Raw genomic sequence first — 23750 nt, 5'->3', positions numbered from 1 at the left:
ATGAAAGATTCAATGAAAAATAAATTAGAGAATTTAATCCTTAAATATGAAGAATTAAATAATAAATTAAGCTCGGAAGGAATCACTTCTGATTTAGATTTATTCAAAAAAATCTCAAAGGAGCATGCTGATCTAACACCTATTATCGAAACTTATACTGGATATAAAAAACTCACTCAAAATATTCAAGAAGCAAAAGATATGTTATCTGACCCTGAAATGAAAGAATTTGCTCAAGAAGAAATTGATAATAGTAAAGATGAAATCATAAATTTTGAATCAAAATTACAAACACTGTTGATACCAAAAGATCCTAATGATGATAAAAATATTTTCTTAGAAATTAGAGCTGGTACTGGCGGGGATGAATCTGCTTTATTTGCTGCGGATCTTTACCGAATGTACACGCGATATGCAGAAAGAAATAATTGGAAAGTTGAAGTTATTTCATCAAATGAAAGCGGGCTGGGGGGTTATAAAGAAATTGTGGCTAAGATTAATGGAGACGGGGCGTACTCAAAATTAAAATTTGAGTCTGGTGGGCATCGTGTGCAACGAGTTCCAGATACAGAAACACAAGGAAGAATTCATACCTCCGCATGTACTGTCGCAGTATTACCTGAGGCAGATGAAATTGAAGATGTAGATATCAATCCTGCAGATATCAGAATAGACACATATCGTGCATCTGGCGCAGGTGGTCAGCACATTAATAAAACAGATTCAGCAGTTAGAATTACCCATGAACCAACTGGGATTGTAGTTGAATGTCAGGATGATCGTTCGCAACATAGAAATAAAGCACAAGCGATGAGTATTCTTGCAGCAAAAATTAAAGATAATCAAATTCAAGCTCAACAATCCCAGCGTGCCAGCGAAAGAAAAAGTTTGATCGGCAGTGGTGATAGAAGTGAAAGGATTAGAACATATAATTTCCCACAAGGAAGAATCACAGATCATCGTATTAATTTAACTCTCTATAAGATAGATTTTATTATGGACGGTGATCTTGATGAAATGATCAATGCACTTTCTCTAGAGCATCAAGCATCACTGCTGGCTGAAGAAAATGAATAATGATTTTAGTCAATCTTAGCGAAATCAAACAAAAATGTATAAATTTTATAGTAGATAATTTAAAAATATCATCTAGAGAAGCATCTTTAGAATTAAATCAAATTTTATTGTTTACACTAAAAATTAATAATTCAGAGTTACTATTAAAAAAAACAATAACCAAATCTCAATATAACAAACTAATTAAAATAATAAGTATCAGATCAACAGGAAAACCTCTCGCTTATATTTTTAAAGAGTGGGGGTTTTATGGACGAACTTTTTATATCAATGAATCGATGTTAATTCCTAGACCTGAAACAGAGTTAATTATTGATGTATTGAAAGAGAGAAAAATCATACAAGACAATATTCAGCTACTAGATTTAGGTGCAGGAAGTGGAGCAATTGGAATTACAGCTAAATTAGAAATTTATAACAACGCCGATCTTCATTTAAGCGATATTTCTAAACGTTGTGCGTGTGGTATAAAAAAAAATCTGCAACAATTTGACATCCAAGCTAAAGTATATTTAAGCAACTGGTTTGAAAATATCCCCAAGATAAAATTTGACCTCATTCTCTCTAATCCACCCTATATTTCAAATAAAGATCCGCATTTAAATGAACTTCGTTTTGAACCAAAGCGGGCGCTTGTAGCTAAAAAACAGGGGCTTGCTGATATTCATACAATTATCGAAAATAGTGTCCACTTTTTAAATAAAGACGGATTAATTATTATTGAGCATGGTTATAATCAAAAAGATGAAGTGCAAGAGATTTTTAATAGGTATAATTTTAATCAGATAGAATCTTATAAAGATTTATTAGGTCATTACAGGATCACAAAAGGATTATTTTCTTAAATTGGGCAAATCGGTTGGAATTGTAGAGTCAAAAATATTTCATTGTCATGATGAGCTGGCACTAGCTTGTGGCAAAAAACTCAGCGAGTTTCATTTAGTGTATGAGACTTATGGAAAATTAAATAATAAAAAAACAAATGCCATCTTTGTACCTCATGCATTGTCAGGGAATCATCACGTTGCTGGCAAATATCATAAAAATGATAAATATACAGGGTGGTGGGACAATATGGTTGGCCCAGATAAGCCAATTGATACGAATAAATATTTTGTTATCGGAATTAATAATCTTGGTGGCAACGATGGTTCTACTTCCGCAAAATCTATAAATCCAAACACAAAAAAAATATGGGGATCTTCATTCCCTATTTTAACTGTGAAGGATTGGGTTGCCTCTCAAAAAAAATTAATTAATAGCTTAGGTATTGAAAAACTATATGCAATCGTTGGTGGAAGCTTAGGTGGAATGCAGGCTATGCAATGGTCCATAGACTTTCCTGATGCAGTAGAAAAAATATTATGTATTGCTGCAGCTCCGAGTCTTACCGCACAAAATATTGCGTTCAATGAAGTTGCTAGACAAGCTATTCTTCAAGATGATGAATTTCATAAGGGTAATTTTTATCAAGAAAAAACAAAACCAAAAAAGGGACTTCGAATAGCGAGGATGCTGGGCCATATCACCTATTTATCAAATGATTCTATGGATAAAAAATTTGGAAGAAAATTAATTCATGGGAAATATAATTATAATTTTCAACAAAATTATGAAATAGAATCCTATCTAAACTATCAGGGTGATAAATTTGCAATGACTTTTGATGCAAATACCTATTTACGAATGACTAAGGCGCTTGATTATTTTGATCTTGAAAAAAATTTCAAAAATAAATTATCAAAAGTTTTTGCAAAAATTAAAGCAAAATATATGGTGATTTCTTTTTCAAGTGATTGGAGATTTCCGCCATCACGATCTAAAGAAATCGTAAAAGCTTTACTAGACAATAACATCAATGTCACTTACGTAGAGATTGAAGCTGAAACTGGACATGATGCATTTTTGTTAGAAAATGAACATTATCATAATACTGTGGGAAGCTATCTAAGGTCTTAATATGAATAGACTCGATTTTATTAAAATTTCTGAATGGATAGAACCTGGTAGCAAAGTTCTAGATTTGGGTTGTGCTGATGGAGCCTTATTAAAATTTTTGCAAGCAAAAAAATTAACTACTGGCTATGGTATTGAAATCAGTCCAAAAAATATTGAAAAAGGAATTAAAAATAAAGTAAACATTATTCAAATGAATCTAGAGGATGGTTTGTCTGTTTTTGATACTCAATTTTTCGATACCGTTATTTTATCCCAGACCCTACAAGCGATGGTCAACATAGATAAGATTATGGACGAAATGAAAAGAGTTGGAAAAAATATCATTGTTTCATTTCCAAATTTTGGTTACTGGAAAAATAGATTTCAAATTCTTAACGGAAAAATGCCAAAGTCTTCTGATTTGCCTCATGAGTGGTATAACACCCCAAATATTCATTTGTGCACGGTAAAAGATTTTTATGAATTATGTGAAAAAAAACGTTTAATTATCCAAGATCAGCTATTTCTAACTGAAAATCAACCTATAAAATATTTTTCTAACTTAAGAGGATCAATTGGTATTTTTAAATTAAGCAAATAGCCAATGAATAAATACCTAAAAGTTCTTTTAAATAAAAAAATGGGCATTTGCTGCCTCACCGGTTTTTCTTCTGGTCTTCCACTTTTTATCTTAATTAGCTTAATACCTGCTTGGTTAAGAATTGAAAATATTGATTTAAAGGTTATCGGATTATTTTCTCTAATTCAGTTACCTTTTACCTGGAAGTTTTTATGGGCTCCCATATTCGATCGATATAAAATTTTAATGGGCCGTCGGCGGGGATGGTTAATTATTTTCCAAATCTTATTAATATTTTCAATTGCATTGCTTGGTTTTTTTAATGCAGTAATAGATTTAAAAACTATCGCTCTAATTTCATTTTTAATTGCAATTTTTAGTGCAAGTCATGATGTCGTTATTGATGCCTACAGAAGAGAAATTCTAGATGATGCTGAACTCGGTATTGGAAACGCGATTCATGTCAATGCTTATAAAATTTCTAGCTTGATCCCAGGATCCCTATCCCTCATTCTTGCAGATATGATGTCATGGCAAAATGTTTTCATTATTACTTCCTTATTTATGCTTATTGGAATTGGTATGACCTTATCAGTCAAAGAACCACATATAAAACATATTCAACCACAGAATTTTAAAGACTCCGCCATTCAGCCGTTTATTTCTTTTTTTAAAAAGAATGGCAGGGAGAACGCTTTATATATTTTGTTGTTCATATTTTTGTACAAGCTGGGTGATAGTATGGCAACAGCATTAGTTACTCCGTTTTACATTGATCTCAATTTTTCCATGACAGAAATAGGAATCATCGCTAAAAATGCAGGCCTTTGGGCAAGTGTGATTGGAGGGTTTCTTGGCGGAATTTGGATGATCAAAATTGGTATTAATAAAGCTCTTTGGATTTTTGGTTTTCTTCAATTGATTACAATTATTCCGTTCATTATCTTATCGGTGGTCGGACATAATCTTATCTTACTAGGAGTCACCGTGGGTTTGGAATCTTTCGCAATGGGTTTAGGTACAACTGCACTGATTGCTTTTATCTCTAAACAAACTGATCCTAGATATACAGCAACGCAATTTGCTTTGTTCACAAGCCTTGCATCTATACCAAGATCCATCACCAATGCTTCAACAGGCTTTATAGTTGAATCACTGGGGTGGACGAATTTCTTTTATTTATGCTTAATGCTGGCTCTCCCTGGGATGTTATTACTTCTTAAAGTTGCCCCTTATAAATCAAAGTCATAATCAACTATTAAAGGGGAATGGTCGCTAAAACGTTCATTTTTGTATACAGAAGCATCTATTATTTTGTTGGTAAAGCTAGGTGCAACCATTTGATAATCAATCCGCCATCCAACATTATTTGACCAAGCCTGACCTCGATTACTCCACCATGTATATGCCAATGCTTCTTCATTTGGATAAATTTTTCGATAGGCATCTTGCCAACTCAAATCTTCTATTAGATATGTTATCCATGCCCTTTCTTCAGGTAAAAACCCTGAATTCTTTTTATTCCCTTTATGATTTTTTAAATCGATCTCTTTATGAGCAATATTTAAATCACCACACAGAATAACTTTTTCTTTTATTTGAGTTTTTTTAGTTAAAAATTCAGTCATAAATCCAAGGAAGTCAAATTTTACTTCCTGTCGAATGTCGCCACTTGATCCAGATGGAAAATATGATGAAATTATGGATATATCATCATAAATTAACTCAATATATCGTCCTTCATCATCAACAGTGGCAAAATTTAATTTGGAAATTATCTTTTTTGGTTTGTTTTTTGTATAGACTCCAACACCACTATACCCAGGCTTCTCGGCATATGAAAAATACCCATTATATCCGCCAACATTAAGCATTTCGTCGGTCATATCTTTCTCTTGAGCCTTTAGTTCTTGAATGCAAATAAAATCAGCTTGTTGTGATAGCATCCACTCAAAAAATCCCTTTCTTAAAGCAGATCTGATACCATTTAAATTAATTGTTATAACTCTCATATATGAATACACTCTCCGAACAATTTATCAATTTTACCATTTCAAATCAGATACTTAAATTTGGAGAATTTAAAACAAAAGCTGGAAGAATTTCCCCATATTTCTTTAATATGGGCCTTATCAATAACGGTAAGGATTTGAAAGAATTAGGTAAGTTTTATCTGGAACTTATTAATAAAAATAATATTACCTTTGATTTATTGTTCGGTCCAGCATACAAAGGAATATCGATAGTAAGTGCAACAGCCATAGCATTTGGAGATGCGAATATAAAATTTGCTTTTAACAGAAAAGAAGTAAAAAATCATGGTGAGGGAGGTCAAATTATTGGACATCCAATTCAAGGTGATGTGGTCATTATCGATGATGTTATTTCTGCTGGTACTGCTATTCGTGAATCAATAAATATTATTAAAGCGCACGGGGGAAATCCAAAGGCAATTATCGTGGCTATTGACCGCCAAGAAAAAGGGCAAGGTCATGAAAGTGCAATTCAAGAAGTTAAAAATGATTTCAATATTGATGTGTTTCCTATAATCAATCTTGATGACGTTGTAGATTTCATTAAAAAAAATGAAGAGTTAAATCAATATTTAGAAAAAATTGAAGATTATCGCAGTGTTTACGGAGCCTAAACTTTATTCAATTCGTCCTTAAGGATTTCACTGACCTGACCTGGATTTGCCTTCCCTTTAGATAATTTCATTACCTGTCCAACAAGTGCATTAAATGCTTTATCTTTACCAGATTTAAACTGCTCAACCATAGCTTGATTATTTACAATAACCTCTTGGACAAAAGGAAGAATCGTGGATGAATCACTCACTTGTTTAAGTCCCAATGCTTCTATAGATTGATCAACATCTGCGTGAGAATCTTCCCATAACAGATCAAAAATTTTCTTCGCTGCATTGTTTGAAATAGTCTTATCCATTATTCGTCGAATAAGTAATACAAACTGATTTTTATTAATTGGAGACTCTTCGATACTTAATTCATTATCATTTAATTTTGCAAATAAATTAACCACGATCCAATTCGCTGTAATTTTTGGATCTAGTCCTTCAGAAATTAAGGATTGAAAGAATTCATAAGTTTGTTTATTGGAGGTAATAATTGAAGCATCTGCATTGTTCAATTTAAAATCCTCTATCAATTTTTTTATTGATGCTTCAGGAAGTTCGCCTAGAGAAGATTTAATATCATCAATATCTTCTTGATTTATTTTTAGAGGAAGTAAATCTGGATCTGGAAAGTAACGATAATCGTTAGCCTCTTCTTTAGATCTCATGGCTTTAGTTTCACCAGTGTCAGGATTAAATAAGACTGTAGATTGAATAATCTCATTTCCATCCTCAAGCTGTTCAATTTGCCAATTCACTTCATAATTGATTGCTTGCTCAATATTTCTAAATGAATTTAAATTTTTAATTTCCCTTCGTGTTCCCAACTTCTCCGAACCATTTGGTTTGACAGATACATTGACATCACATCGGAAACTCCCCTCTTGCATATTTCCATCGCAAACTCCTATCCATTGGACAAGATTGTGTAATTTTTTTGCATAAGAAATTGCTTCTTGAGCAGAACTCATATCAGGCTCTGTCACAATCTCGAGCAAAGGAGTCCCAGCGCGATTTAAATCAATGCCTGTCTGATTATTTAATATCCCATGAACAGACTTACCGGCATCTTCTTCTAGATGAGCACGTAGTATTCTAATTTTTTTATTGTCCCCAATTGTTAAAAAACCATTGTTCACGACAGGTAATTCAAATTGACTAATTTGGTAACCTTTAGGTAAATCTGGATAAAAATAATTTTTTCTAGCAAATACAGAATACTCGGCAATATCAGCATTCACTGCTAGACCAAATTTAATTGCTTTTTTGACAGCTTCTTTATTCAGCACCGGCAGGGTTCCAGGATATGCTAGGCTGACTAAACAAGCATTTTCATTGGCCGGCATACCAAACTCAGTTGAAGCCCCGGAAAAGATTTTTGTCTGAGTGGTTAGCTGAACGTGAGTTTCAATCCCTATAACGATGTCCCAGCTCATACATCAGCCTCAGGAGTTTTTTGATGCCAATCTGTAATCTGCTGATATTGATGTGTAAAGTTTAATATCGCTGCCTCATCAAAATAGTTTCCAATCAACTGAAAACCAACCGGCATTTTGTTTAAAAATCCTGCAGGAGAGCTAATCGCAGGAAGTCCAGCTAGATTTGTTGAAATTGTATACATATCTTGCATGTACATTGCGACAGGATCTTCTGTTTTGTCTCCAATTTTAAAAGCTGTGGATGGACAGGATGGTGCCAAGATTAAGTCACATTCATTAAAAGCGTTTTTAAAATCATTAGCTATTAGTCGTCTAATTTTTTGTGCTTTCAGATAATAAGCATCATAATACCCTGCACTAAGAACATAGGTACCAACTAAAATTCGTCTCTTAACTTCGTCTCCAAATCCCTGTTCTCTTGTTTTCAAATACATCTCTTCAAGATCTTTGAATTCTTCTGCTCTATAACCAAATTTAACTCCATCATATCTAGATAAGTTACTTGAAGCCTCTGCGGGCGCAATTACGTAATAGACAGGTATTGATAAATGTGAATTCGGTAGAGAAATTTCTTTGAAGTTAACCCCCATTTTCTGAAAAGAATCAATAACTTGCTCTAAAATAACTTTTATATCCTGATTTAAATCATCGTTAAAAAACTCTTTTGGAAGGCCAATTGTTTTACCATTAATCGGGCTTTCAAGATTTTTCAGATAATCAGGAACATTATGTTTAATTGAGGTCGAGTCTCTCTCATCATGGGCTGCCATAACCTTTAACATCAGCGCGCAGTCTTCAGCAGACTTTGCTATCGGGCCAGCTTGATCTAGGCTGGATGCAAAAGCGATCATTCCAAAACGAGAGACCAAACCATAAGTAGGCTTTAGGCCCGTGAGTCCACATAAAGATGCTGGCTGCCGAATAGATCCACCGGTGTCAGTTGCAGTTGCAGCTGGTGCCATTCCAGAAGCTACAGCGGCTGCACTCCCCCCAGAACTTCCACCCGGTACATAATCTAAATTCCATGGATTTCTTACCTCACCATAGTAAGAGGTTTCATTTGAAGAGCCCATGGCAAATTCATCCATATTTGTTTTACCAAGGTTAATTGCTCCATGTTGGTTGAATAACTCGATGACCTTTGAGTCATAAGGAGCATAAAAATTATCAAGCATTTTAGAGGCACAGGTAGTTTTCCATCCTTTAGCACAAAAAATATCTTTTTGTGCAATTGGTATACCCGTCAATTCATTCATATCATTTTGGCTGATTCTTTTATCAGCGTCCTTTGCCTGCTGGAGACTCTTTTCTTCATCAACAGTAATAAAAGCATTGATTTTAGGATTAGATGTTTTTATTTCATTTAAGAAAAATTTTGTAAGCTCTTCACTTGAAAATTTTTTATTTGAAAGTCCTGAATTTAATTCTCTTAAAGATAAATTTTTCATAACACTACTCAACAACTCGAGGAACTATAAAATAATCTTCGTTTGATTCAGGTCCTAATTTTAAAAAATCATTTTTTTGATTTTGCTCGGTCACCACATCCTCTCTAAGAGGTTGGGTAATATCCAGAGCATGAGACATTGGTTCAATGTTGTTTGTATCAACTTGCTGCATTGTGTCAATGAGCTTAATAATTCCTTCTAATTTTGACAGGACTATTTTTTCATCTTTAGAATCAATATTGATTTTAGCCAAATGACTTAATTTTTTAATATCTTTGTCTGTTAGGGCCATAAATATAAGGATATAATAATCAGAATGCAGTATTATACATGGACATAAGTATTCATAAATAGTTTGTAAAACATATTTAATCATGAAAAATTTTTTAAAAAACCTCTTTTCTGAACAAGATATGGCGATTGATCTTGGAACAGCAAATACGCTAATTTATGTTAAAGGTAGGGGAATTGTTTTAGATGAACCGTCAGTGGTAGCAATGAGATATCAGTCTGGTCCTACCGGATCACAACCTAAAACAGATATTCTAGCGGTTGGTGCAAAAGCTAAGACCATGCTTGGTCGATCGCCACAAAATATTACTGCCATTAGGCCGATGAAAGATGGTGTGATAGCTGACTTTAATGTGACAGAAGAAATGATTAAATATTTCATTAATACAGTTACATCTAAAAGTTGGTTTTCACCCAATCCAAGAATTGTTATTTGTGTTCCATATGGAGCTACTCAAGTTGAACGAAGAGCAATTCGTGAATCTGCAGAGCGTGCCGGAGCTAAACAAGTGTTTTTAATTGAAGAACCGATGGCTGCTGCGATTGGAGCAGGCCTTCCAGTCAATGATCCAACAGGATCTATGGTTATTGATATCGGTGGAGGAACTACCGAGGTAGGTATTACCTCTTTAGGTGGAATTGTATATGCTGAGTCTGAGAGAGTTGGTGGAGATAAAATTGACCAAGCCATCATTGATTATATGCGCCGTAACTATGGAATGATGATTTCTGAACCCACTGCAGAAAAAATAAAAAAACAAATTGGTAGCGCCTTCCCTTTAAACGAGATTTTAGAGATGGAAGTAACAGGCAGAAGTATGTCAGAAGGGCTACCTCGTAAAATTATTATCAGTAGCAATGAAATTCTCGAGGCGCTGGCTGAGCCATTAAATTCAATAATTAGTGCGGTTAAAAGTGCGCTTGAACAAACTCCTCCAGAACTAGGTGCAGATATTGCTGAAAATGGTATGGTTCTAACTGGTGGAGGCGCCCTACTAAAAAACTTAGATCGATTATTATTTGAAGAAACTGGGATCCCAGTATTGGTGGCTGAGGAACCATTGATGTGTGTTGTGAATGGTTGTGGGATGGCTCTTGATTCTCTGGATGAGTTTAAAACTGCATTTGCAAATGATTAATGTTTTTATCTTCAAAAAAAAGAAAAAGTAAAAATCTTTTCACAAAAATTGACATAAATTTAAATCTGTTAATTATTCTTTTAATCATAAATTTTTCAGTTTATTCGAGTAATCAAGACAATAGTTTTCTCAATTCGATTAAAAAATCACTTCAATTAGCCCCTCAATCAATTAGTTTAATTTTTGAGTTTGGAAAAGATTTGATTAATGATGTATCGAGCTACTTTGCTTTTAAACAAAATCTTCTGAGTGAAAATGAAAATCTTCAAAAAGAAAATGCTGAGTTAAAAGCCTATGTCATGCAAATGGCGGATATCGAGTCAGAGAACCATGAATTAAATAATAAATTGAATATTCAAAAAAAATATTTTAAGGACTCCCTCGTCACCCAAATTTTAAATTTAAATTATCAAGGTCAAAATCATCATTTTTTGGTCAATAAGGGAGAAATAGATGGCGTATACAGTGGACAAGTTGTTGTAGATAAATCAGGAATTGTTGGACAGGTTATCGAAGTAAACAACGCCAGCTCTGTAATTAGAACAATATTATCCAATGAACTGTATCTTACTGGTTACATCAAATCAGGAAAAATAATTTATCAATCACTCATCAAAGGTGATGGAAAAAATCTCACCGTAGATTATTTCAACAAAACCAATAAAATTAATTTGGGTGATGAGGTATTTACGACTGGTGATAATTTGAATATACCCAAAGGCTTGAGAATAGGAAAGGTAAAAAAGTTACTTAATACCGAATTGAATGATTTTTATAAACTAGTCATTGAACCATCTTCAAACCCCTACAAAGAAAGGTTCTTGGTGATCGTTAAATGATGATTAAATTTTTTCAGATAAAGCTCTTTGCTCTTAGCGCTCTACTTAACTTATTGGCAAGCCTCTTTGATATCCTATACCCCACAATAAGTTTGATTACTGCATTTTTTGTCTATTGCTTTTTTGTTTCAACGAATGGATTTAAATATTTCTGGATATTAATCAGTGGCTTTTTATTTGATGGTTTTTTTAATTTTGATTTTGGTACATGCAATTTAATTTTTTTAAGCTTGGTTTTATTTGATTTAAGCTTAAAAAAGTTCATTTCCATAAAGAAAAAACAAATCAATTATTATTTTTTTTTATTAATCATCCTGGCACAGCTTATTTTTTTGCTTCTTCACCCTTTAAGCCAAAATTATATTTTCTATTTCATCATTAACAGTTCTCTCAGTTTTATTTATCTTATGATTTTAATTAGGTATGCTGAATAGTCGATTCATACTCGTTCGAAGATTTAATATCCTTCTTGCAATTTTATCTTTATTTCTGCTTTTAATAGCCATTCGATTATTTTGGTTACAAATATATAAAAATGATTTTTATCTTGAAAGATCAAAATCAAATTCTGAGAGAATCGAACCAATAAAATCGCTGAGAGGTCTCATTTTTGATAGGAACGATAATATCCTTGCAGAAAATATACTCACTTACAATTTAGAAGTTGATATTGAAAATAAATCTACAGAAGATCTCAATAACATCATTGGAGAGCTATCAACAATACTTTCTATATCTGAGCATGAAAGGGATCTATTTTTTAAAATGCGATCCGAGCGCAAATTTCTCAGAAAAATTCCACTTAAAATAAATATTAACAATGAGGAATTAACTTTTTTTGTATCCAAAAAGTTTTTATTTCCTGATGTAACTATAAAAGAAGATTTTTTAAGAAGCTACCCGCATGGCATAGAGAATGCTCATTTAATTGGCTTTATTAATCGAATATCCAAGAAAGATCTTGAAAAGATCGAAAATGATCCTGAGATGTTAGATGCCTATTTTGGGATGACACATATCGGTAAGCAAGGGATAGAAAATTCATTTGAAAATGACTTACGAGGAAAATCTGGTTTTAAAAAAATTAGGGTCAATGCCAAAAATTCATTTATTGCTGAGATTGAAAATAAAAAAGCTTTAGATGGACAAGATTTAATCTTATCAATTGACCTTGATCTTCAAAGAAAATCACATGAGCTTCTTAAAAACTACAAAGGTTCATTAATCATGACAGATATTTCTAATAGTGAAGTATTAGCCTATCAAAGTAACCCCGGCTTTGACCCGAACCTTTTTGTTAATGGTATAAGTTTTGCCGAGTGGGATAAATTAAATTTGGATCCTGACAAACCTATGCTTGATCGAGTAACTAATGCGGTCTATCCGCCTGGATCTACAATAAAACCCTTTCTTTCTATAGCCGGACTTGAGAACAACATAATCAACGAAGATTATTCAATCAGTGATCCTGGTTTTTACCAACTTCCCAAAACAAAAAAAATATTCATGGACTGGAAAAAAGAGGGTCATGGAAATGTCAATATTGTTAAGGCAATTGCTGAATCCTGTGATGTCTATTTTTATGATTTGGCATATCGACTGGGAATTGAAAATATGAGTGATGGTCTGCGAAAATTTTCTTTTGGTCAAAAAACAGGAATTAACTTACCTTCTGAGAAAAAAGGAATTCTCCCGTCACCGGAATGGAAATTAAAACATCATAAAAAAAAGTGGAATGCTTATGAAACAATCAATACCTCAATTGGACAAGGGGACTTTTTAAGTTCGCCAGCTCAACTTGTTCATGGTTTAAATATACTCTTGAATAATAAGCCAATGCCTCCGTTGAGGCTAATAAAAGACAAATTTTCTGATGTCTCTTTAGGGGTAAAAAAAATTACAGATGAAAAATATATTGAAATAGTAAAAAGAGGTATGCAGGAAGTGACGAGCTCAAACGGAACATTTAGATCCATTGCCAATAACAATAATAATAAAATTGCGGGAAAGACAGGAACAGCTCAAGTTTTTTCCTTGAAAAATCAAGCCTATGATGAAGATAATATTGCTGACCATCTCAAAGATCATTCTCTGTTCATCGGCTATGCGCCATATGATAACCCTCAAGTATCAATTGCTGTTATTATTGAAAATGGTGGTCATGGAAGTACTGTTGCTGCACCCATTGCAAAAAAAATGCTTGATTTTTATTTTGAAACAACAAAATGAATAATTTCTTTACCTTTTTGTTTTCTAGAACAGATATACAATTATTTATCTTTCTATTAATAATCTTATTGTTTAGTTTAAATTTAATTGGTCAAGCTGTAGGGTTTGATTCTTCTTTCTTTTTTAAACAACTCCTTTTTATTGCTGTTGGCCTCATCATATTTATAATAGTAAGTGTTTTAAATTTAAGATTTTTATTTAGATATTCGTTAATCATTTATATATTATCTATTTTAATTTTAGTGTTAACTGCATTCATTGGAACTGAGATTAATGGATCCAAACGTTGGTTAGATTTTGTTTTATTTAAAATTCAATCATCAGAAATTCTGAAACTCACATTACCGATCTTTCTTGTTTCACTCATTGATTATTTTAAAAATAAATCTCAAAATTTAACTGAATTAGCATTTTTATTTATTAGTTTAGTCCCATTTGTTATTATTCTTCAACAACCAGATCTAGGATCTGGTCTCATTATTTTATTTTCTGGATTAATTATTATTTTTCTAAATGGGCTGAGTCTAAAAAAAATAGTAGTGGGTATTTTTAGTTTTTTAATACTTTTACCCTATGCGTGGATCAATATCCTTAAAGATTACCAAAAAGGCAGAATTTTAAATCTTATTGACCCCTTTAGTAATCCACTTGATGGAGGTTATCATGCAATTCAATCGTCTATAGCAATTGGCTCTGGTGGATTGTTTGGAAAAAGTTCTGAATACTCTAGCCAGCATGACCTCTTATTTCTTCCCGAAACTCATACTGATTTTATTTTTGCCGTTTTATCAGAAAACTATGGATTTTTAGGGAATGTCATTTTTTTCTTAATTTTCTTCCTATTCGTTTATAGATTAATCATCATTTCCGTTAACCTTCACTCCCATTCTCACCGATTGCTAGCAATGACCTATGTTATGATTTTTGTTTTATGTTTTTTAATTAATATTGCCATGGTCACTGGTCTTTTTCCAATTGTTGGAATTCCTTTGCCGCTTATCAGTTACGGTGGGTCATCCCTATTTATTTACCTTATTATGTTTGCTTTAATAAATTCATTAAACTATAACAAAACATTAATTGCTGATTAATTATGAAAATAATATTTATATTCCTTTTTATCATCTTAAATTCTTGCTCCTCTGTAAAAATCTCTTCAGATAACAAAGGTGCGTATTATCAAGATGATGGTCCACATGAGGTCATTGATGTCAAAATTCAGGATATTAAAAATGCTATTCCAAAAGCTGAACCAATCAATAAAAATACAAAAAAACCATATAAAGTATTTGGCCAAAAATATGTCCCTATGACAAAAATAGTGCCATTTAAAGAAAAAGGATATGCCTCGTGGTATGGCAAAAAATATCATGGCAATAAAACATCCACGGGTGAAGTCTATGATATGTATGCCATGACAGGAGCACATAAGACTCTACCTTTACCTTCGTATGTAAAAGTAACTAATTTAAAAAATAAAAAATGGGTGATTATTAGGCTAAATGATAGAGGTCCTTTTTTAAAGGATAGAATCATTGACCTTTCTTATGCTGCAGGATATAAATTAGACATTATTGAGAAAGGAAGTGAATTAGTTGAGGTTGAATTAATAAACCCTGAAGATTTTATAGAGCAAGACATTGAGAGTAATAATGACAATTATTTACAGGTAGGTGCTTTTAAAGACTTTATCAATAGTCAAACCTTGCTTGATAAAATTAATAATTTAAAAATTATTGATAAATATGAAGCAAAAGTTATTCAGATCAATAATTTATTTCATGTGTTAGTCGGGCCAATCAAAAAAAATGATGAGTTTAAAACAATTCAAGAAAATTTAGAATCAGAATATAATCTCCCGGTATATGTCAAAAAATATCATTAATGAACAGGAGTCTTTAATTGAGTTTCCATGTAATTTTATAATTAAAGTTACCGGAGTCATGAAAGATAATTTTACTCATTCAATTATTGAGGAAATAAATAAAGTCGATAAAAGTTTTAATGCTTCAAAAATAGAAATTCGGCCCAGTCAAAAAGGAAACTATATCGGTTTGACTTGCAACGTTTATGTTCATTCTAGAAGCGATTTAGATTTAATTTACCAACATCTATCCTCCCACCCTGATACCAGATTTGTCATCTAAATTTAAAATCAAATATTTTAAAATCGAAGATTACAATGTAATTTTTGAAAATATGAAAGAGGTAATAAAAATATCTCTGGATATTAGTCAATTTTGGATTCTTGAACATTATCCTGTATTTACTTTAGGGGTGAATAAAAAAAATATTTCGCTTCCAGATACAGCGATTCCATTAGTATATTCAGATCGGGGCGGGAAGATTACCTATCATGGCCCTGGGCAAGTGATCATTTATACACTCATTAATCTTAATCAATTTGATATAAAGATTACTAAGTTAGTTAGGATTTTTGAAGAATCAATAATAGAATTCTTATCTCAATTCAATATATCTGGTAATCAACAAGCTGGGGCACCGGGCGTATATGTCAATTCAAAAAAATTGGCATCCATTGGGCTTAGAATTAAGAATAATCAGACATATCATGGGATCAGTATTAATAATCATATGGATCTATCACCTTTTAGTTTAATTGACCCATGCGGTTATAAAAATCTACAAATGACTCAACTAAAAGATTTAGGAATTAGTTTAGATAATAAAGATGTTGCTGATAAAATAATAACCATTATAAAAAACAAATTAATGGAATATGAAATTACCAGGAACTAAAGATAGTCATAAAGATAAAGTTTCTCGCAATCCAATAAAAATTTATCCTAGTGTTCCAAAAAAAAAGCCTACCTGGTTAAAAATAGAGTTACCGCACTCAGAGAATTTTAAAAAAGTTAAAGAAATTATTCATGAAAATAATTTACATACTGTTTGCGAGGAAGCTAGCTGTCCAAACATTGGAGAATGTTTTAGTAAAGGCACAGCGACATTCATGATTATGGGTGATATTTGTACAAGGCGCTGTCCATTTTGCGATGTCGCTCATGGAAGGCCACTACCCCTAGATAAAAATGAACCAAAAAATCTAGCTGAGTCGATCTACAAACTTAATCTAAACTATGTCGTCGTCACAAGTGTTGATCGTGATGATTTGAAAGATGGAGGGGCTGAACACTTTGTTGAATGTATTAACTCAATCAAAAATAAAATGCCTAATATCAAAATAGAAATACTCATTCCTGACTTTAGAGGCAGAGAAAATTTAGCAATTAAAAGTTTTGCAAATTCATTACCTGATGTTTTAAATCATAATATTGAAACCGTTCCTCGTCTGTATAAAGAAGTAAGACCCGGTTCAATCTATAATCAATCTCTTAAGTTATTAAAAAATTTCTCAGAAACCTACCCTGAATTAATTACTAAATCAGGATTTATGATTGGCTTAGGCGAAACATTTGAAGAAATCGAACAAACGCTTGCTGACTTAGCTGCGCACAATGTAAAAATGGTGACTATCGGACAATACCTTCAACCATCACTGGATCATCTACCCGTCCACACATATCATGATCCAAAATATTTTGAACGAATTAATCAGATGGCAACAAAGTTTAATTTTTCCTCTATTGCCTGCGGTCCCTTTGTAAGAAGTAGCTACCATGCGGACATACAAGCAAAACAGTTATCATGAATCCTGAATTAAAAACTGCCATCAATTCTGAATTTTTAAAATTAGAAAATCTAATTATTAGAAATTCGTGTGAAATCGAACAATGGTTCAGATCAAAATGGCTTGATCAGGAGGCGCCCTTTTATGCTTCAGTTGACTTAAGAAATTCTGGTTTTAAAATTGCTCCAGTTGATACAAATTTATTTCCTGCTGGATTTAATAATTTAAACCCTCAATTTGAACCATTAGCCATTCAGGCTACTACTATTGCTATTGAAAAAATTTGCCCTGAGGCGGCCAAGATAATTATCATCCCTGAAAATCATTCACGAAATATTTTTTACTTTAAAAATTTACTCAGCTTAACTGAGATTTTAAAAAATGCTGGGCTTGAAGTAGAAATTGGCAACCTGGATCCATCTTTTCAAAAAACAGAATATGAAATTGATGGCCACAATATTATTGTCTACCCGTTACAAAAGGAAAACCATAGAGTTTTTATAAAACAAAATGAACATAAATTTATCCCATGTTCAATTTTATTGAATAATGATCTTTCATCAGGGGACCCTGAATTTTTAAAAGATATTACACAGACTATCATTCCTCATACCTCAGCCGGTTGGTTTAATCGTCGGAAATCAAATCATTTTAAATTTTATAATCAAGTTGCTAAAGAATTTACAGACTTTTTAAATATTGATGAATGGCTTATAAACCCATACTTTGATACACATGAAGATATGGATATTAATAACGAAAATGATTTAAAAATAATTACAGAAAAGTCTGAGTTTTTGCTCAGAAAAATTAAGGATAAATACACAAAGTATGGTATTGATCATCAACCTTATTTAGTTATCAAAGCAGATGCCGGTACTTACGGTATGGGAATTATCACCATTCAAGATCCTAGCGAAATCATGCAATTGAATAGAAAAAAAAGAAATAAGATGAGTACCATCAAAGATGGTCAAAAAGTTACCAAAGTTATAATTCAAGAAGGCATTCATTCTGAAGAAATTTTAAATGAGGCAGTCAGCGAACCGGTTGTTTATACAATTGATCACTATGTGATTGGTGGTTTTTATAGAGTTCATACCTCAAAAGATAAAAATGAAAATTTAAACTCCCCGGGAATGGAATTTTTTCCTACTCCCTTTGAACAGTCTTGCTTAATGCCAGATCAAGGCAGGGATTGTAATGATCCTCCAAATCGATTTTATGTTTATGGGGTAATCGCAAGACTAGCTTTACTCGCTGCAGCAAGAGAAATATATGGCTAAATCAATCCTATTTATTATCGATCCAATCCAAGATTTAAATAAAGAAAAAGATACTAGTCTTCTTTTAATGCGAACATCCATAGAAATCGGGCATCATGTTTATTTCTGCTCTCATACTGATATAAGTTTAAAAAGCAATATACCTTATGGAAAAATCAAGGAAATTAAGTCATTTAATAATGAAAAGTTAGAAGTAGTTGAAAAACAATTTAATTTAAATCAATTGGACGTTATTTTTATTAGAAAAGATCCTCCTTTCAACAAGGATTACTTATTTTTAACTATTTCTCTAGGCCTTTTAAAAAAACCAAAAATTATTAATTGCCCTCAAGCACTTCAATCACATAATGAAAAGTTATCTATCTTGAATTTTCCAAAATTAATTCCGAAAACATTAGTTAGTAGTCAATTAAAGGATATAACTCAGTTCATTGCCAAATATAAACAAGTTGTTTGCAAGCCGATCGATGAAATGGCTGGAAATAAAATTTTTCTGCTAAAAAAAAATGACCCTAATATCAACGTAACCTTAGAAGTCCTTACAGATAATTATTCAACTCTGATTATGATTCAAGAATATATTCCCGAAATTAGGAAAGGTGATAAACGAATCATTATGGTCAATGGGGAACCTCTACCGAATGGCTTACTAAGAATTCCAAAAAAATCTGACTTTAGAGGAAATTTAGCAAAGGGTGGAAAAGCTAAAATTTTTAAATTATCGCCATCTGATATAAACATTACTCAAAGTATTAAACCATATTTAATCAAACATAATTTAAATTTTGTAGGTATTGATGTTATTGGAAATTACCTCACAGAAATTAATATAACGAGCCCTACAGGTCTAGTTGAAATTCAAAAGTTAACTAAACAGAATGTTGCCAAGACAGTTATTCAAAGCCTTTTTTAATTTATTTATTATTTGTTTGCTGCTACTCAATAGCTCTTGTACAAAATCAAATTTCTATGAAAAAAAATTTTTAATATACGGGACTATTTTAGAATTTAAATTTTTTCAAACACCGAAAATAATTGCTGATGAAGCGATCTCGAATGTTATTGCACAATTAAACGAACTAAATTCAATATTTCATCCATGGCAAAATAGTTTAATTGAGGAGTTTAATAACAATCCAAATGCAACAATTTGTGATGAGCAACAAATTCAAATGATAAAGAAAGCTTTTCATTATGAAAAACTTACTCATGGGTATTTTAATCCTGCAATTGGTGCCCTAATTAAAGAATGGGGATTCCATGCTGACGAAATCACAAAAACAACGCCTGATTATTCTTTGATAGAAAAAATACTTAACTCGCGCCCCAGTTTAAACCAGCTCAATCTCAAGAAAGGTTGTTTCGAAAAAATAAATCATTATCTTCAGATTGATTTAGGAGGAATAATAAAAGGCCATGCATTAGATTTAGCAAAAGCTGAATATCAAAAGCTGAATATTAAAAATGTCTTAACTAATTTTGGTGGCAATATTTATGCTCATGGACATCCCAAAAATCGTTTTTGGGAAGTTGCGATTCAAGACCCGTTCGATCAAACTAAAATTCTAGCTAAATTAAAACTTCCACCAGGGTCTGCCATAGGCACTTCTGGAAATTACGAAAAATATTTCATACATGAAGGTATTAGATATTCACATCTTATCAATCCTAAAAATGGTAACGCATTTTCTAATCATTCCTCGGCAACGGTTTTTATTAAACCTCAGGATGAGGTGGGAATTAAATCAGATGTCTTTTCAAAACCATTTTATTTTTCTGATGATTTAAAAAAAACGCAGTTAGATATGAACTTTGATTATTTTTTTGTAACTGATCTTAATCACAATATTTATATTACAAAATCCATGTTAGAAAAAGTTGAATGGCTGTTTGAGGAGGGTAAATATTTTGTTCAAGGTATTTAAAGCAGGTGATTTTTTAATTCTTGCTATATTCTCCGTCATCCTATTCATATCATTATCAATTTATCTAAATTTACCCAGTGGAGATATATTGAAAATTGATTATCAAAATCAAACTAATAAATATTCATTAAATCAGAATAAAAAAATTGATCTGGAGAATGTAAGCATTGAAATCAATATGGGTAAAGCACGCATCAGACATTCCAATTGCAAGAATCAATATTGCGTCATACAGGGGTGGATTTCACATATCAATCAATCCATCATATGTGTGCCAAATCTTTTTAAAATGACAATTAGTCAAAATATGGATGCTCATGACAGCACAAACTACTGATATTCATATCATCGCAAAACTTTCTGCTATTGCAATAGTGCTTCACACTGCTGAATTTTTTTTACCATCGCCCATTTTTGGGCTGAAGCCAGGTATTGCTAATATCGTCGTTCTCTTTACTTATTATTATTTTAACGTTAGATCAGCAGCGTATGTATCTCTCATTCGAGTATTTATTTCGAGTCTAATTCTAGGCACTTTCCTGACTCCCACCTTTTTTCTCAGCTTTTCAGGAGCAATATTTAGTCTTGGCTGTTTAGCAATTGCCTCTTATTGTTTAAAAAGTAAGTATTTTTCGATTTATTCTTTTAGCATGATCATGAGCTTAGGTCACATTGCGGGTCAATTTGTTTGTGTGAGACTGTTCATCATTCAAGATAATGGGGTATTTTTCTTACTGCCAATATTTATCATTTTTGCTTTTATTTTTGCTGTGATAAATGCATATATCGTCGACAAAATATTAAGAGTAGCCAATTCGCATATTAAAAATGATAAAATTTACCCATGAAAAAAATACTTTTTTTGTTTCTTTTATTTATTCTTCAATCCTGTGGAACAAAAGGTTCATTGTATCTTCCTGAAGAGCTTTATCCTCTTGATGATTCCCAATCAAATCAAAGACCTGCTGCTGAGGAATTAGATGACTCATCAGGAACAGTGGATGAATAAATCAATACTGCGACAGGAGTCAAATCAATACTTTATTGAAGATGTCAAACTGACTGACATCGCCCAAAAATTTGGAACTCCAGCCTATGTTTATTCGAAAAAAAATATTCTTGATCAAATAAATTTTTTACAAAATGCTTTAAGCGACATAGACCATCTCATATGTTTCGCAGTAAAAGCTAACTCTAATTTAAGTATTCTAAAAATATTTAAAGAATCTGGTTGTGGCTTTGATATTGTGTCCGGTGGAGAGTTACAAAGAGTTTTAACGGTCGACTCTTCAAACTCAAAGATTGTTTTTTCAGGGGTTGGGAAATCTGTTTCCGAAATTGAAATGGCATTAAATAATAATATTCTTGCTTTTAATGTCGAATCTGAGGAAGAGCTCATACGGATAAATAATATAAGTAAACGATTATCCAAAACTGCAAAAATATCTATTCGAGTTAATCCAAATGTTGATGCTAAAACCCACCCATATATTTCAACAGGCTTAAAAGATAACAAATTTGGGATTGATGAAACAAATGCCATTACTTTGTATAAAAAAGCAGCGACATTAGAACACATTAAAATTACTGGCATTGATTGTCATATCGGATCTCAACTCACTGACCTCTCTCCATTTGAAGATGCTTTTATAAAATTGGCATCTCTAATTGATGAATTAGAGTCTAATCAAATATCAATAGAACATATTGATATTGGTGGAGGTATAGGAATTTCCTATAACAATGAAGAAATCTCACCGATTGATTTTTATGTGCAGATGATAAAAAAACATCTTTTAAAATATAATAAAAAAATTATTTTAGAGCCAGGAAGATTTTTAATCGGTAAAGCTGGGTTGATGCTTACCAATGTTGAATTCATAAAAAAATCTGATCATAAAAATTTTGTTATTGTAGATGCTGCCATGAACGACTTAATGAGACCATCTCTCTATAATGCCTTTCATGAAGTAATTAATTTATCCAATTCTAAAGAATCAAATGATTCTTTTGATATAGTTGGCCCAATCTGTGAGACTGGTGATTTTCTTGCAAAAGACAGGTATATGCATGCTAATCAGGGAGATATTCTAGCCATTATGGATGCAGGGGCTTATGGGTTTTCAATGAGTTCAAACTACAACACAAGGCCCAGAATACCAGAAATTATGGTTGATCAAGATAATTTTTATTTGATTCGAGAGCGTGAAAATTTTTCTGATTTGATTGCTCATGAAGAAAAATTATTAGAACGAAGTTAACCTTACCTTAAGAATAATTATCATAAATGCTACGATAACCAATAACTATTTAATAAGAAAAACATTTAGTAATGGATAAAAAAATAATATCAATTTCATTAGCCAATCCCAGAGGATTTTGTGCTGGTGTTGACCGAGCTATTGAGATTGTTGAACAAGCCTTAGCTAAATATGGTTCTCCGATTTATGTCAGAAATGAAGTTGTACATAATAAATTTGTTATTGAAGCACTTAAAAAAAAGGGTGCGATCTTTGTCAATGATCTAAAATCAGTTCCAGAAAATTCATATCTTATATATAGCGCTCATGGTGTTTCAAAAAAAGTTAAATCTGATTCCGATAACCTTAAGCTTAAAAGTATTGATGCAACTTGCCCTTTAGTCACCAAAGTTCATAAGGAAGTAAATCATTACTTAAAAAATAATTACGAAATTATTATGATTGGTCATAAAGGACACCCTGAAGTAGAGGGAACCCTCGGACAGGATCTAACTTCAAAAAAAATGCATCTAATAGAAAACACATCAGATATAGATCTTCTTAAAATTTCCGATCCAAACAAAGTAGCATATGTGACACAAACGACATTATCACTCGATGAGACAAAGGATATAATTGAAAAATTAAAAACTAAATTTTCAATGATTGAAGGTCCAAAAGCTGATGACATTTGTTACGCAACACAAAATCGTCAAGATGCAATTAAACAAATATTACCTTCTACAGATATTCTTTTTGTGGTCGGATCAAAAAATAGTTCTAATTCAAATCGCTTAAAAGAATTAGGTGAGAAAAAAGGAATACCAAGTATATTGATAGATAATATGTCTGATTTCAATCCTGCTTGGCTTAATGATAAAAAAAATATTGCTATTACTGCGGGTGCCTCAGCCCCAGAAGTTTTAATTAAACAGCTAACTAAATTAATACAATCTCATTCCAATGCAATTATTAATGAAATTGACGGTCCTAAAGAAAATATTGTATTTAAATTACCAGTCATCTAGTTGT

The 23750-nt window shown here is 32.1% G+C and carries 26 protein-coding genes; 22 read left to right on the top strand and 4 right to left on the bottom strand.

Annotation, left to right across the window (positions count from 1 at the left end; all coding sequences use genetic code 11):
• Genes prfA through QFA95_RS00425 form a run of 5 tightly spaced genes read left to right on the top strand, consistent with a single transcriptional unit; the run spans position 1 to position 4846 of the window.
• Positions 1–1077 (top strand): peptide chain release factor 1, encoded by a 1077-nt coding sequence (prfA, locus tag QFA95_RS00445; protein ID WP_486462884.1) that lies wholly within the window; start codon positions 1–3, stop codon positions 1075–1077.
• Positions 1077–1922, top strand: a complete 846-nt coding sequence (gene prmC, locus QFA95_RS00440; RefSeq protein ID WP_486462883.1) for a peptide chain release factor N(5)-glutamine methyltransferase — start codon at positions 1077–1079, stop codon at positions 1920–1922. The genes prfA and prmC overlap by 1 nt, the downstream gene beginning before the upstream one ends.
• Before the next feature lies 1 nt (position 1923).
• Positions 1924–3036: a homoserine O-succinyltransferase MetX gene (gene metX, locus QFA95_RS00435; protein ID WP_486462882.1), complete on the top strand. Its 1113-nt coding sequence runs from the start codon at positions 1924–1926 to the stop codon at positions 3034–3036.
• Position 3037: 1 nt separating this feature from the next.
• Positions 3038–3616, top strand: coding sequence for a methionine biosynthesis protein MetW (gene metW / locus QFA95_RS00430; protein WP_486462881.1), 579 nt, complete (start codon positions 3038–3040; stop codon positions 3614–3616).
• 3 nt (positions 3617–3619) lie between these two features.
• Positions 3620–4846, top strand: a complete 1227-nt coding sequence (locus QFA95_RS00425) for an AmpG family muropeptide MFS transporter (protein ID WP_486462880.1) — start codon at positions 3620–3622, stop codon at positions 4844–4846.
• Here the strand turns inward: QFA95_RS00425 and QFA95_RS00420 are convergent.
• Positions 4828–5607, bottom strand: a complete 780-nt coding sequence (locus tag QFA95_RS00420; RefSeq protein ID WP_486462879.1) for an exodeoxyribonuclease III — start codon at positions 5605–5607, stop codon at positions 4828–4830. The genes QFA95_RS00425 and QFA95_RS00420 overlap by 19 nt on opposite strands.
• Positions 5608–5609: 2 nt before the next feature.
• On the opposite strand from QFA95_RS00420, the gene pyrE reads away from it, so the two are divergent.
• Entirely contained in the window at positions 5610–6242 is a 633-nt protein-coding gene (gene pyrE / locus QFA95_RS00415) for an orotate phosphoribosyltransferase (RefSeq protein WP_486462878.1), read from the top strand.
• Here pyrE and gatB read toward each other — a convergent pair.
• The 3 genes from gatB to gatC are packed head-to-tail and all read right to left on the bottom strand — an operon-like array spanning position 6239 to position 9493.
• A complete protein-coding gene (gatB, locus tag QFA95_RS00410) occupies positions 6239–7666 on the bottom strand; it encodes an Asp-tRNA(Asn)/Glu-tRNA(Gln) amidotransferase subunit GatB (protein ID WP_486462877.1) in 1428 nt (475 codons plus the stop codon). The genes pyrE and gatB overlap by 4 nt on opposite strands.
• Positions 7663–9117: an Asp-tRNA(Asn)/Glu-tRNA(Gln) amidotransferase subunit GatA gene (gatA, locus tag QFA95_RS00405; RefSeq protein WP_486462876.1), complete on the bottom strand. Its 1455-nt coding sequence runs from the start codon at positions 9115–9117 to the stop codon at positions 7663–7665. The genes gatB and gatA overlap by 4 nt, the downstream gene beginning before the upstream one ends.
• A gap of 4 nt (positions 9118–9121) precedes the next feature.
• Positions 9122–9493 carry an Asp-tRNA(Asn)/Glu-tRNA(Gln) amidotransferase subunit GatC gene (gatC, locus tag QFA95_RS00400; protein ID WP_486462875.1) on the bottom strand — a complete coding sequence of 124 codons (372 nt, stop codon included), beginning with the start codon at positions 9491–9493 and terminating at the stop codon, positions 9122–9124.
• Between gatC and QFA95_RS00395 the strand changes: the two genes are divergently transcribed.
• The 16 genes from QFA95_RS00395 (at position 9492) to ispH (ending at position 23746) form a co-directional block, all read left to right on the top strand.
• A complete protein-coding gene (locus QFA95_RS00395; RefSeq protein ID WP_486462874.1) occupies positions 9492–10547 on the top strand; it encodes a rod shape-determining protein in 1056 nt (351 codons plus the stop codon). The two genes, gatC and QFA95_RS00395, sit on opposite strands and share 2 nt — an antisense overlap.
• A complete protein-coding gene (gene mreC, locus QFA95_RS00390) occupies positions 10547–11386 on the top strand; it encodes a rod shape-determining protein MreC (RefSeq protein WP_486462873.1) in 840 nt (279 codons plus the stop codon). Before QFA95_RS00395 ends, mreC begins: the two co-directional genes overlap by 1 nt.
• Before the next feature lie 423 nt (positions 11387–11809).
• Positions 11810–13615, top strand: a complete 1806-nt coding sequence (gene mrdA / locus QFA95_RS00385; protein WP_486462872.1) for a penicillin-binding protein 2 — start codon at positions 11810–11812, stop codon at positions 13613–13615.
• Positions 13612–14706, top strand: coding sequence for an FtsW/RodA/SpoVE family cell cycle protein (locus QFA95_RS00380; protein ID WP_486462871.1), 1095 nt, complete (start codon positions 13612–13614; stop codon positions 14704–14706). Before mrdA ends, QFA95_RS00380 begins: the two co-directional genes overlap by 4 nt.
• Positions 14707–14708: 2 nt before the next feature.
• Positions 14709–15500, top strand: a complete 792-nt coding sequence (locus QFA95_RS00375) for a septal ring lytic transglycosylase RlpA family protein (protein WP_486462870.1) — start codon at positions 14709–14711, stop codon at positions 15498–15500.
• Positions 15481–15762 (top strand): YbeD family protein, encoded by a 282-nt coding sequence (locus QFA95_RS00370; protein WP_486462869.1) that lies wholly within the window; start codon positions 15481–15483, stop codon positions 15760–15762. The genes QFA95_RS00375 and QFA95_RS00370 overlap by 20 nt, the downstream gene beginning before the upstream one ends.
• A 52-nt stretch (positions 15763–15814) precedes the next feature.
• Positions 15815–16375, top strand: a complete 561-nt coding sequence (gene lipB, locus QFA95_RS00365; RefSeq protein ID WP_486462868.1) for a lipoyl(octanoyl) transferase LipB — start codon at positions 15815–15817, stop codon at positions 16373–16375.
• Positions 16356–17288 (top strand): lipoyl synthase, encoded by a 933-nt coding sequence (gene lipA, locus QFA95_RS00360; protein ID WP_486462867.1) that lies wholly within the window; start codon positions 16356–16358, stop codon positions 17286–17288. Before lipB ends, lipA begins: the two co-directional genes overlap by 20 nt.
• Positions 17285–18553, top strand: coding sequence for a glutamate--cysteine ligase (gene gshA / locus QFA95_RS00355; protein ID WP_486462866.1), 1269 nt, complete (start codon positions 17285–17287; stop codon positions 18551–18553). Before lipA ends, gshA begins: the two co-directional genes overlap by 4 nt.
• Positions 18546–19466 (top strand): glutathione synthase, encoded by a 921-nt coding sequence (gene gshB / locus QFA95_RS00350; RefSeq protein ID WP_486462865.1) that lies wholly within the window; start codon positions 18546–18548, stop codon positions 19464–19466. The genes gshA and gshB overlap by 8 nt, the downstream gene beginning before the upstream one ends.
• Complete coding sequence (locus QFA95_RS00345; protein WP_486462864.1) at positions 19432–20478, top strand: FAD:protein FMN transferase; 1047 nt, start codon at positions 19432–19434, stop codon at positions 20476–20478. Before gshB ends, QFA95_RS00345 begins: the two co-directional genes overlap by 35 nt.
• A complete protein-coding gene (locus QFA95_RS00340) occupies positions 20462–20815 on the top strand; it encodes a NusG domain II-containing protein (RefSeq protein WP_486462863.1) in 354 nt (117 codons plus the stop codon). The genes QFA95_RS00345 and QFA95_RS00340 overlap by 17 nt, the downstream gene beginning before the upstream one ends.
• Positions 20796–21326 carry a Gx transporter family protein gene (locus QFA95_RS00335; protein WP_486462862.1) on the top strand — a complete coding sequence of 177 codons (531 nt, stop codon included), beginning with the start codon at positions 20796–20798 and terminating at the stop codon, positions 21324–21326. Before QFA95_RS00340 ends, QFA95_RS00335 begins: the two co-directional genes overlap by 20 nt.
• Complete coding sequence (gene lptM, locus QFA95_RS00330) at positions 21323–21487, top strand: LPS translocon maturation chaperone LptM (protein ID WP_486462861.1); 165 nt, start codon at positions 21323–21325, stop codon at positions 21485–21487. The genes QFA95_RS00335 and lptM overlap by 4 nt, the downstream gene beginning before the upstream one ends.
• Entirely contained in the window at positions 21480–22739 is a 1260-nt protein-coding gene (gene lysA / locus QFA95_RS00325; RefSeq protein WP_486462860.1) for a diaminopimelate decarboxylase, read from the top strand. The genes lptM and lysA overlap by 8 nt, the downstream gene beginning before the upstream one ends.
• Before the next feature lie 71 nt (positions 22740–22810).
• On the top strand, positions 22811–23746 hold the full coding sequence (ispH, locus tag QFA95_RS00320) for a 4-hydroxy-3-methylbut-2-enyl diphosphate reductase (protein ID WP_486462859.1): 936 nt from the start codon (positions 22811–22813) through the stop codon (positions 23744–23746).
• Positions 23747–23750: the final 4 nt, after the last annotated feature.

Origin of the sequence: Candidatus Methylolitoribacter marinus, assembly GCF_051853155.1 — a bacterium.
Classification (GTDB): domain Bacteria; phylum Pseudomonadota; class Gammaproteobacteria; order Burkholderiales; family Methylophilaceae; genus BACL14.
Note: the sequence above shows the minus strand (reverse complement) of the source record. Positions and strands in the feature narration are given on the sequence as shown.

What these genes read in the sequence shown, in the direction of transcription:
- prfA (WP_486462884.1), top strand. Translation starts at nt 1, where the DNA reads ATGAAAGATTCAATGAAAAATAAATTAGAGAATTTAATCCTTAAATAT.
- prmC (WP_486462883.1), top strand. Translation starts at nt 1,077, where the DNA reads ATGATTTTAGTCAATCTTAGCGAAATCAAACAAAAATGTATAAATTTT.
- metW (WP_486462881.1), top strand. Translation starts at nt 3,038, where the DNA reads ATGAATAGACTCGATTTTATTAAAATTTCTGAATGGATAGAACCTGGT.
- QFA95_RS00425 (WP_486462880.1), top strand. Translation starts at nt 3,620, where the DNA reads ATGAATAAATACCTAAAAGTTCTTTTAAATAAAAAAATGGGCATTTGC.
- QFA95_RS00420 (WP_486462879.1), bottom strand. Translation starts at nt 5,607, where the DNA reads ATGAGAGTTATAACAATTAATTTAAATGGTATCAGATCTGCTTTAAGA.
- pyrE (WP_486462878.1), top strand. Translation starts at nt 5,610, where the DNA reads ATGAATACACTCTCCGAACAATTTATCAATTTTACCATTTCAAATCAG.
- gatB (WP_486462877.1), bottom strand. Translation starts at nt 7,666, where the DNA reads ATGAGCTGGGACATCGTTATAGGGATTGAAACTCACGTTCAGCTAACC.
- gatA (WP_486462876.1), bottom strand. Translation starts at nt 9,117, where the DNA reads ATGAAAAATTTATCTTTAAGAGAATTAAATTCAGGACTTTCAAATAAA.
- QFA95_RS00395 (WP_486462874.1), top strand. Translation starts at nt 9,492, where the DNA reads ATGAAAAATTTTTTAAAAAACCTCTTTTCTGAACAAGATATGGCGATT.
- gatC (WP_486462875.1), bottom strand. Translation starts at nt 9,493, where the DNA reads ATGATTAAATATGTTTTACAAACTATTTATGAATACTTATGTCCATGT.
- mreC (WP_486462873.1), top strand. Translation starts at nt 10,547, where the DNA reads ATGTTTTTATCTTCAAAAAAAAGAAAAAGTAAAAATCTTTTCACAAAA.
- mrdA (WP_486462872.1), top strand. Translation starts at nt 11,810, where the DNA reads ATGCTGAATAGTCGATTCATACTCGTTCGAAGATTTAATATCCTTCTT.
- QFA95_RS00380 (WP_486462871.1), top strand. Translation starts at nt 13,612, where the DNA reads ATGAATAATTTCTTTACCTTTTTGTTTTCTAGAACAGATATACAATTA.
- QFA95_RS00375 (WP_486462870.1), top strand. Translation starts at nt 14,709, where the DNA reads ATGAAAATAATATTTATATTCCTTTTTATCATCTTAAATTCTTGCTCC.
- QFA95_RS00370 (WP_486462869.1), top strand. Translation starts at nt 15,481, where the DNA reads ATGTCAAAAAATATCATTAATGAACAGGAGTCTTTAATTGAGTTTCCA.
- lipB (WP_486462868.1), top strand. Translation starts at nt 15,815, where the DNA reads ATGAAAGAGGTAATAAAAATATCTCTGGATATTAGTCAATTTTGGATT.
- lipA (WP_486462867.1), top strand. Translation starts at nt 16,356, where the DNA reads ATGAAATTACCAGGAACTAAAGATAGTCATAAAGATAAAGTTTCTCGC.
- gshA (WP_486462866.1), top strand. Translation starts at nt 17,285, where the DNA reads ATGAATCCTGAATTAAAAACTGCCATCAATTCTGAATTTTTAAAATTA.
- gshB (WP_486462865.1), top strand. Translation starts at nt 18,546, where the DNA reads ATGGCTAAATCAATCCTATTTATTATCGATCCAATCCAAGATTTAAAT.
- QFA95_RS00345 (WP_486462864.1), top strand. Translation starts at nt 19,432, where the DNA reads ATGTTGCCAAGACAGTTATTCAAAGCCTTTTTTAATTTATTTATTATT.
- QFA95_RS00335 (WP_486462862.1), top strand. Translation starts at nt 20,796, where the DNA reads ATGACAGCACAAACTACTGATATTCATATCATCGCAAAACTTTCTGCT.
- lptM (WP_486462861.1), top strand. Translation starts at nt 21,323, where the DNA reads ATGAAAAAAATACTTTTTTTGTTTCTTTTATTTATTCTTCAATCCTGT.
- lysA (WP_486462860.1), top strand. Translation starts at nt 21,480, where the DNA reads ATGAATAAATCAATACTGCGACAGGAGTCAAATCAATACTTTATTGAA.
- ispH (WP_486462859.1), top strand. Translation starts at nt 22,811, where the DNA reads ATGGATAAAAAAATAATATCAATTTCATTAGCCAATCCCAGAGGATTT.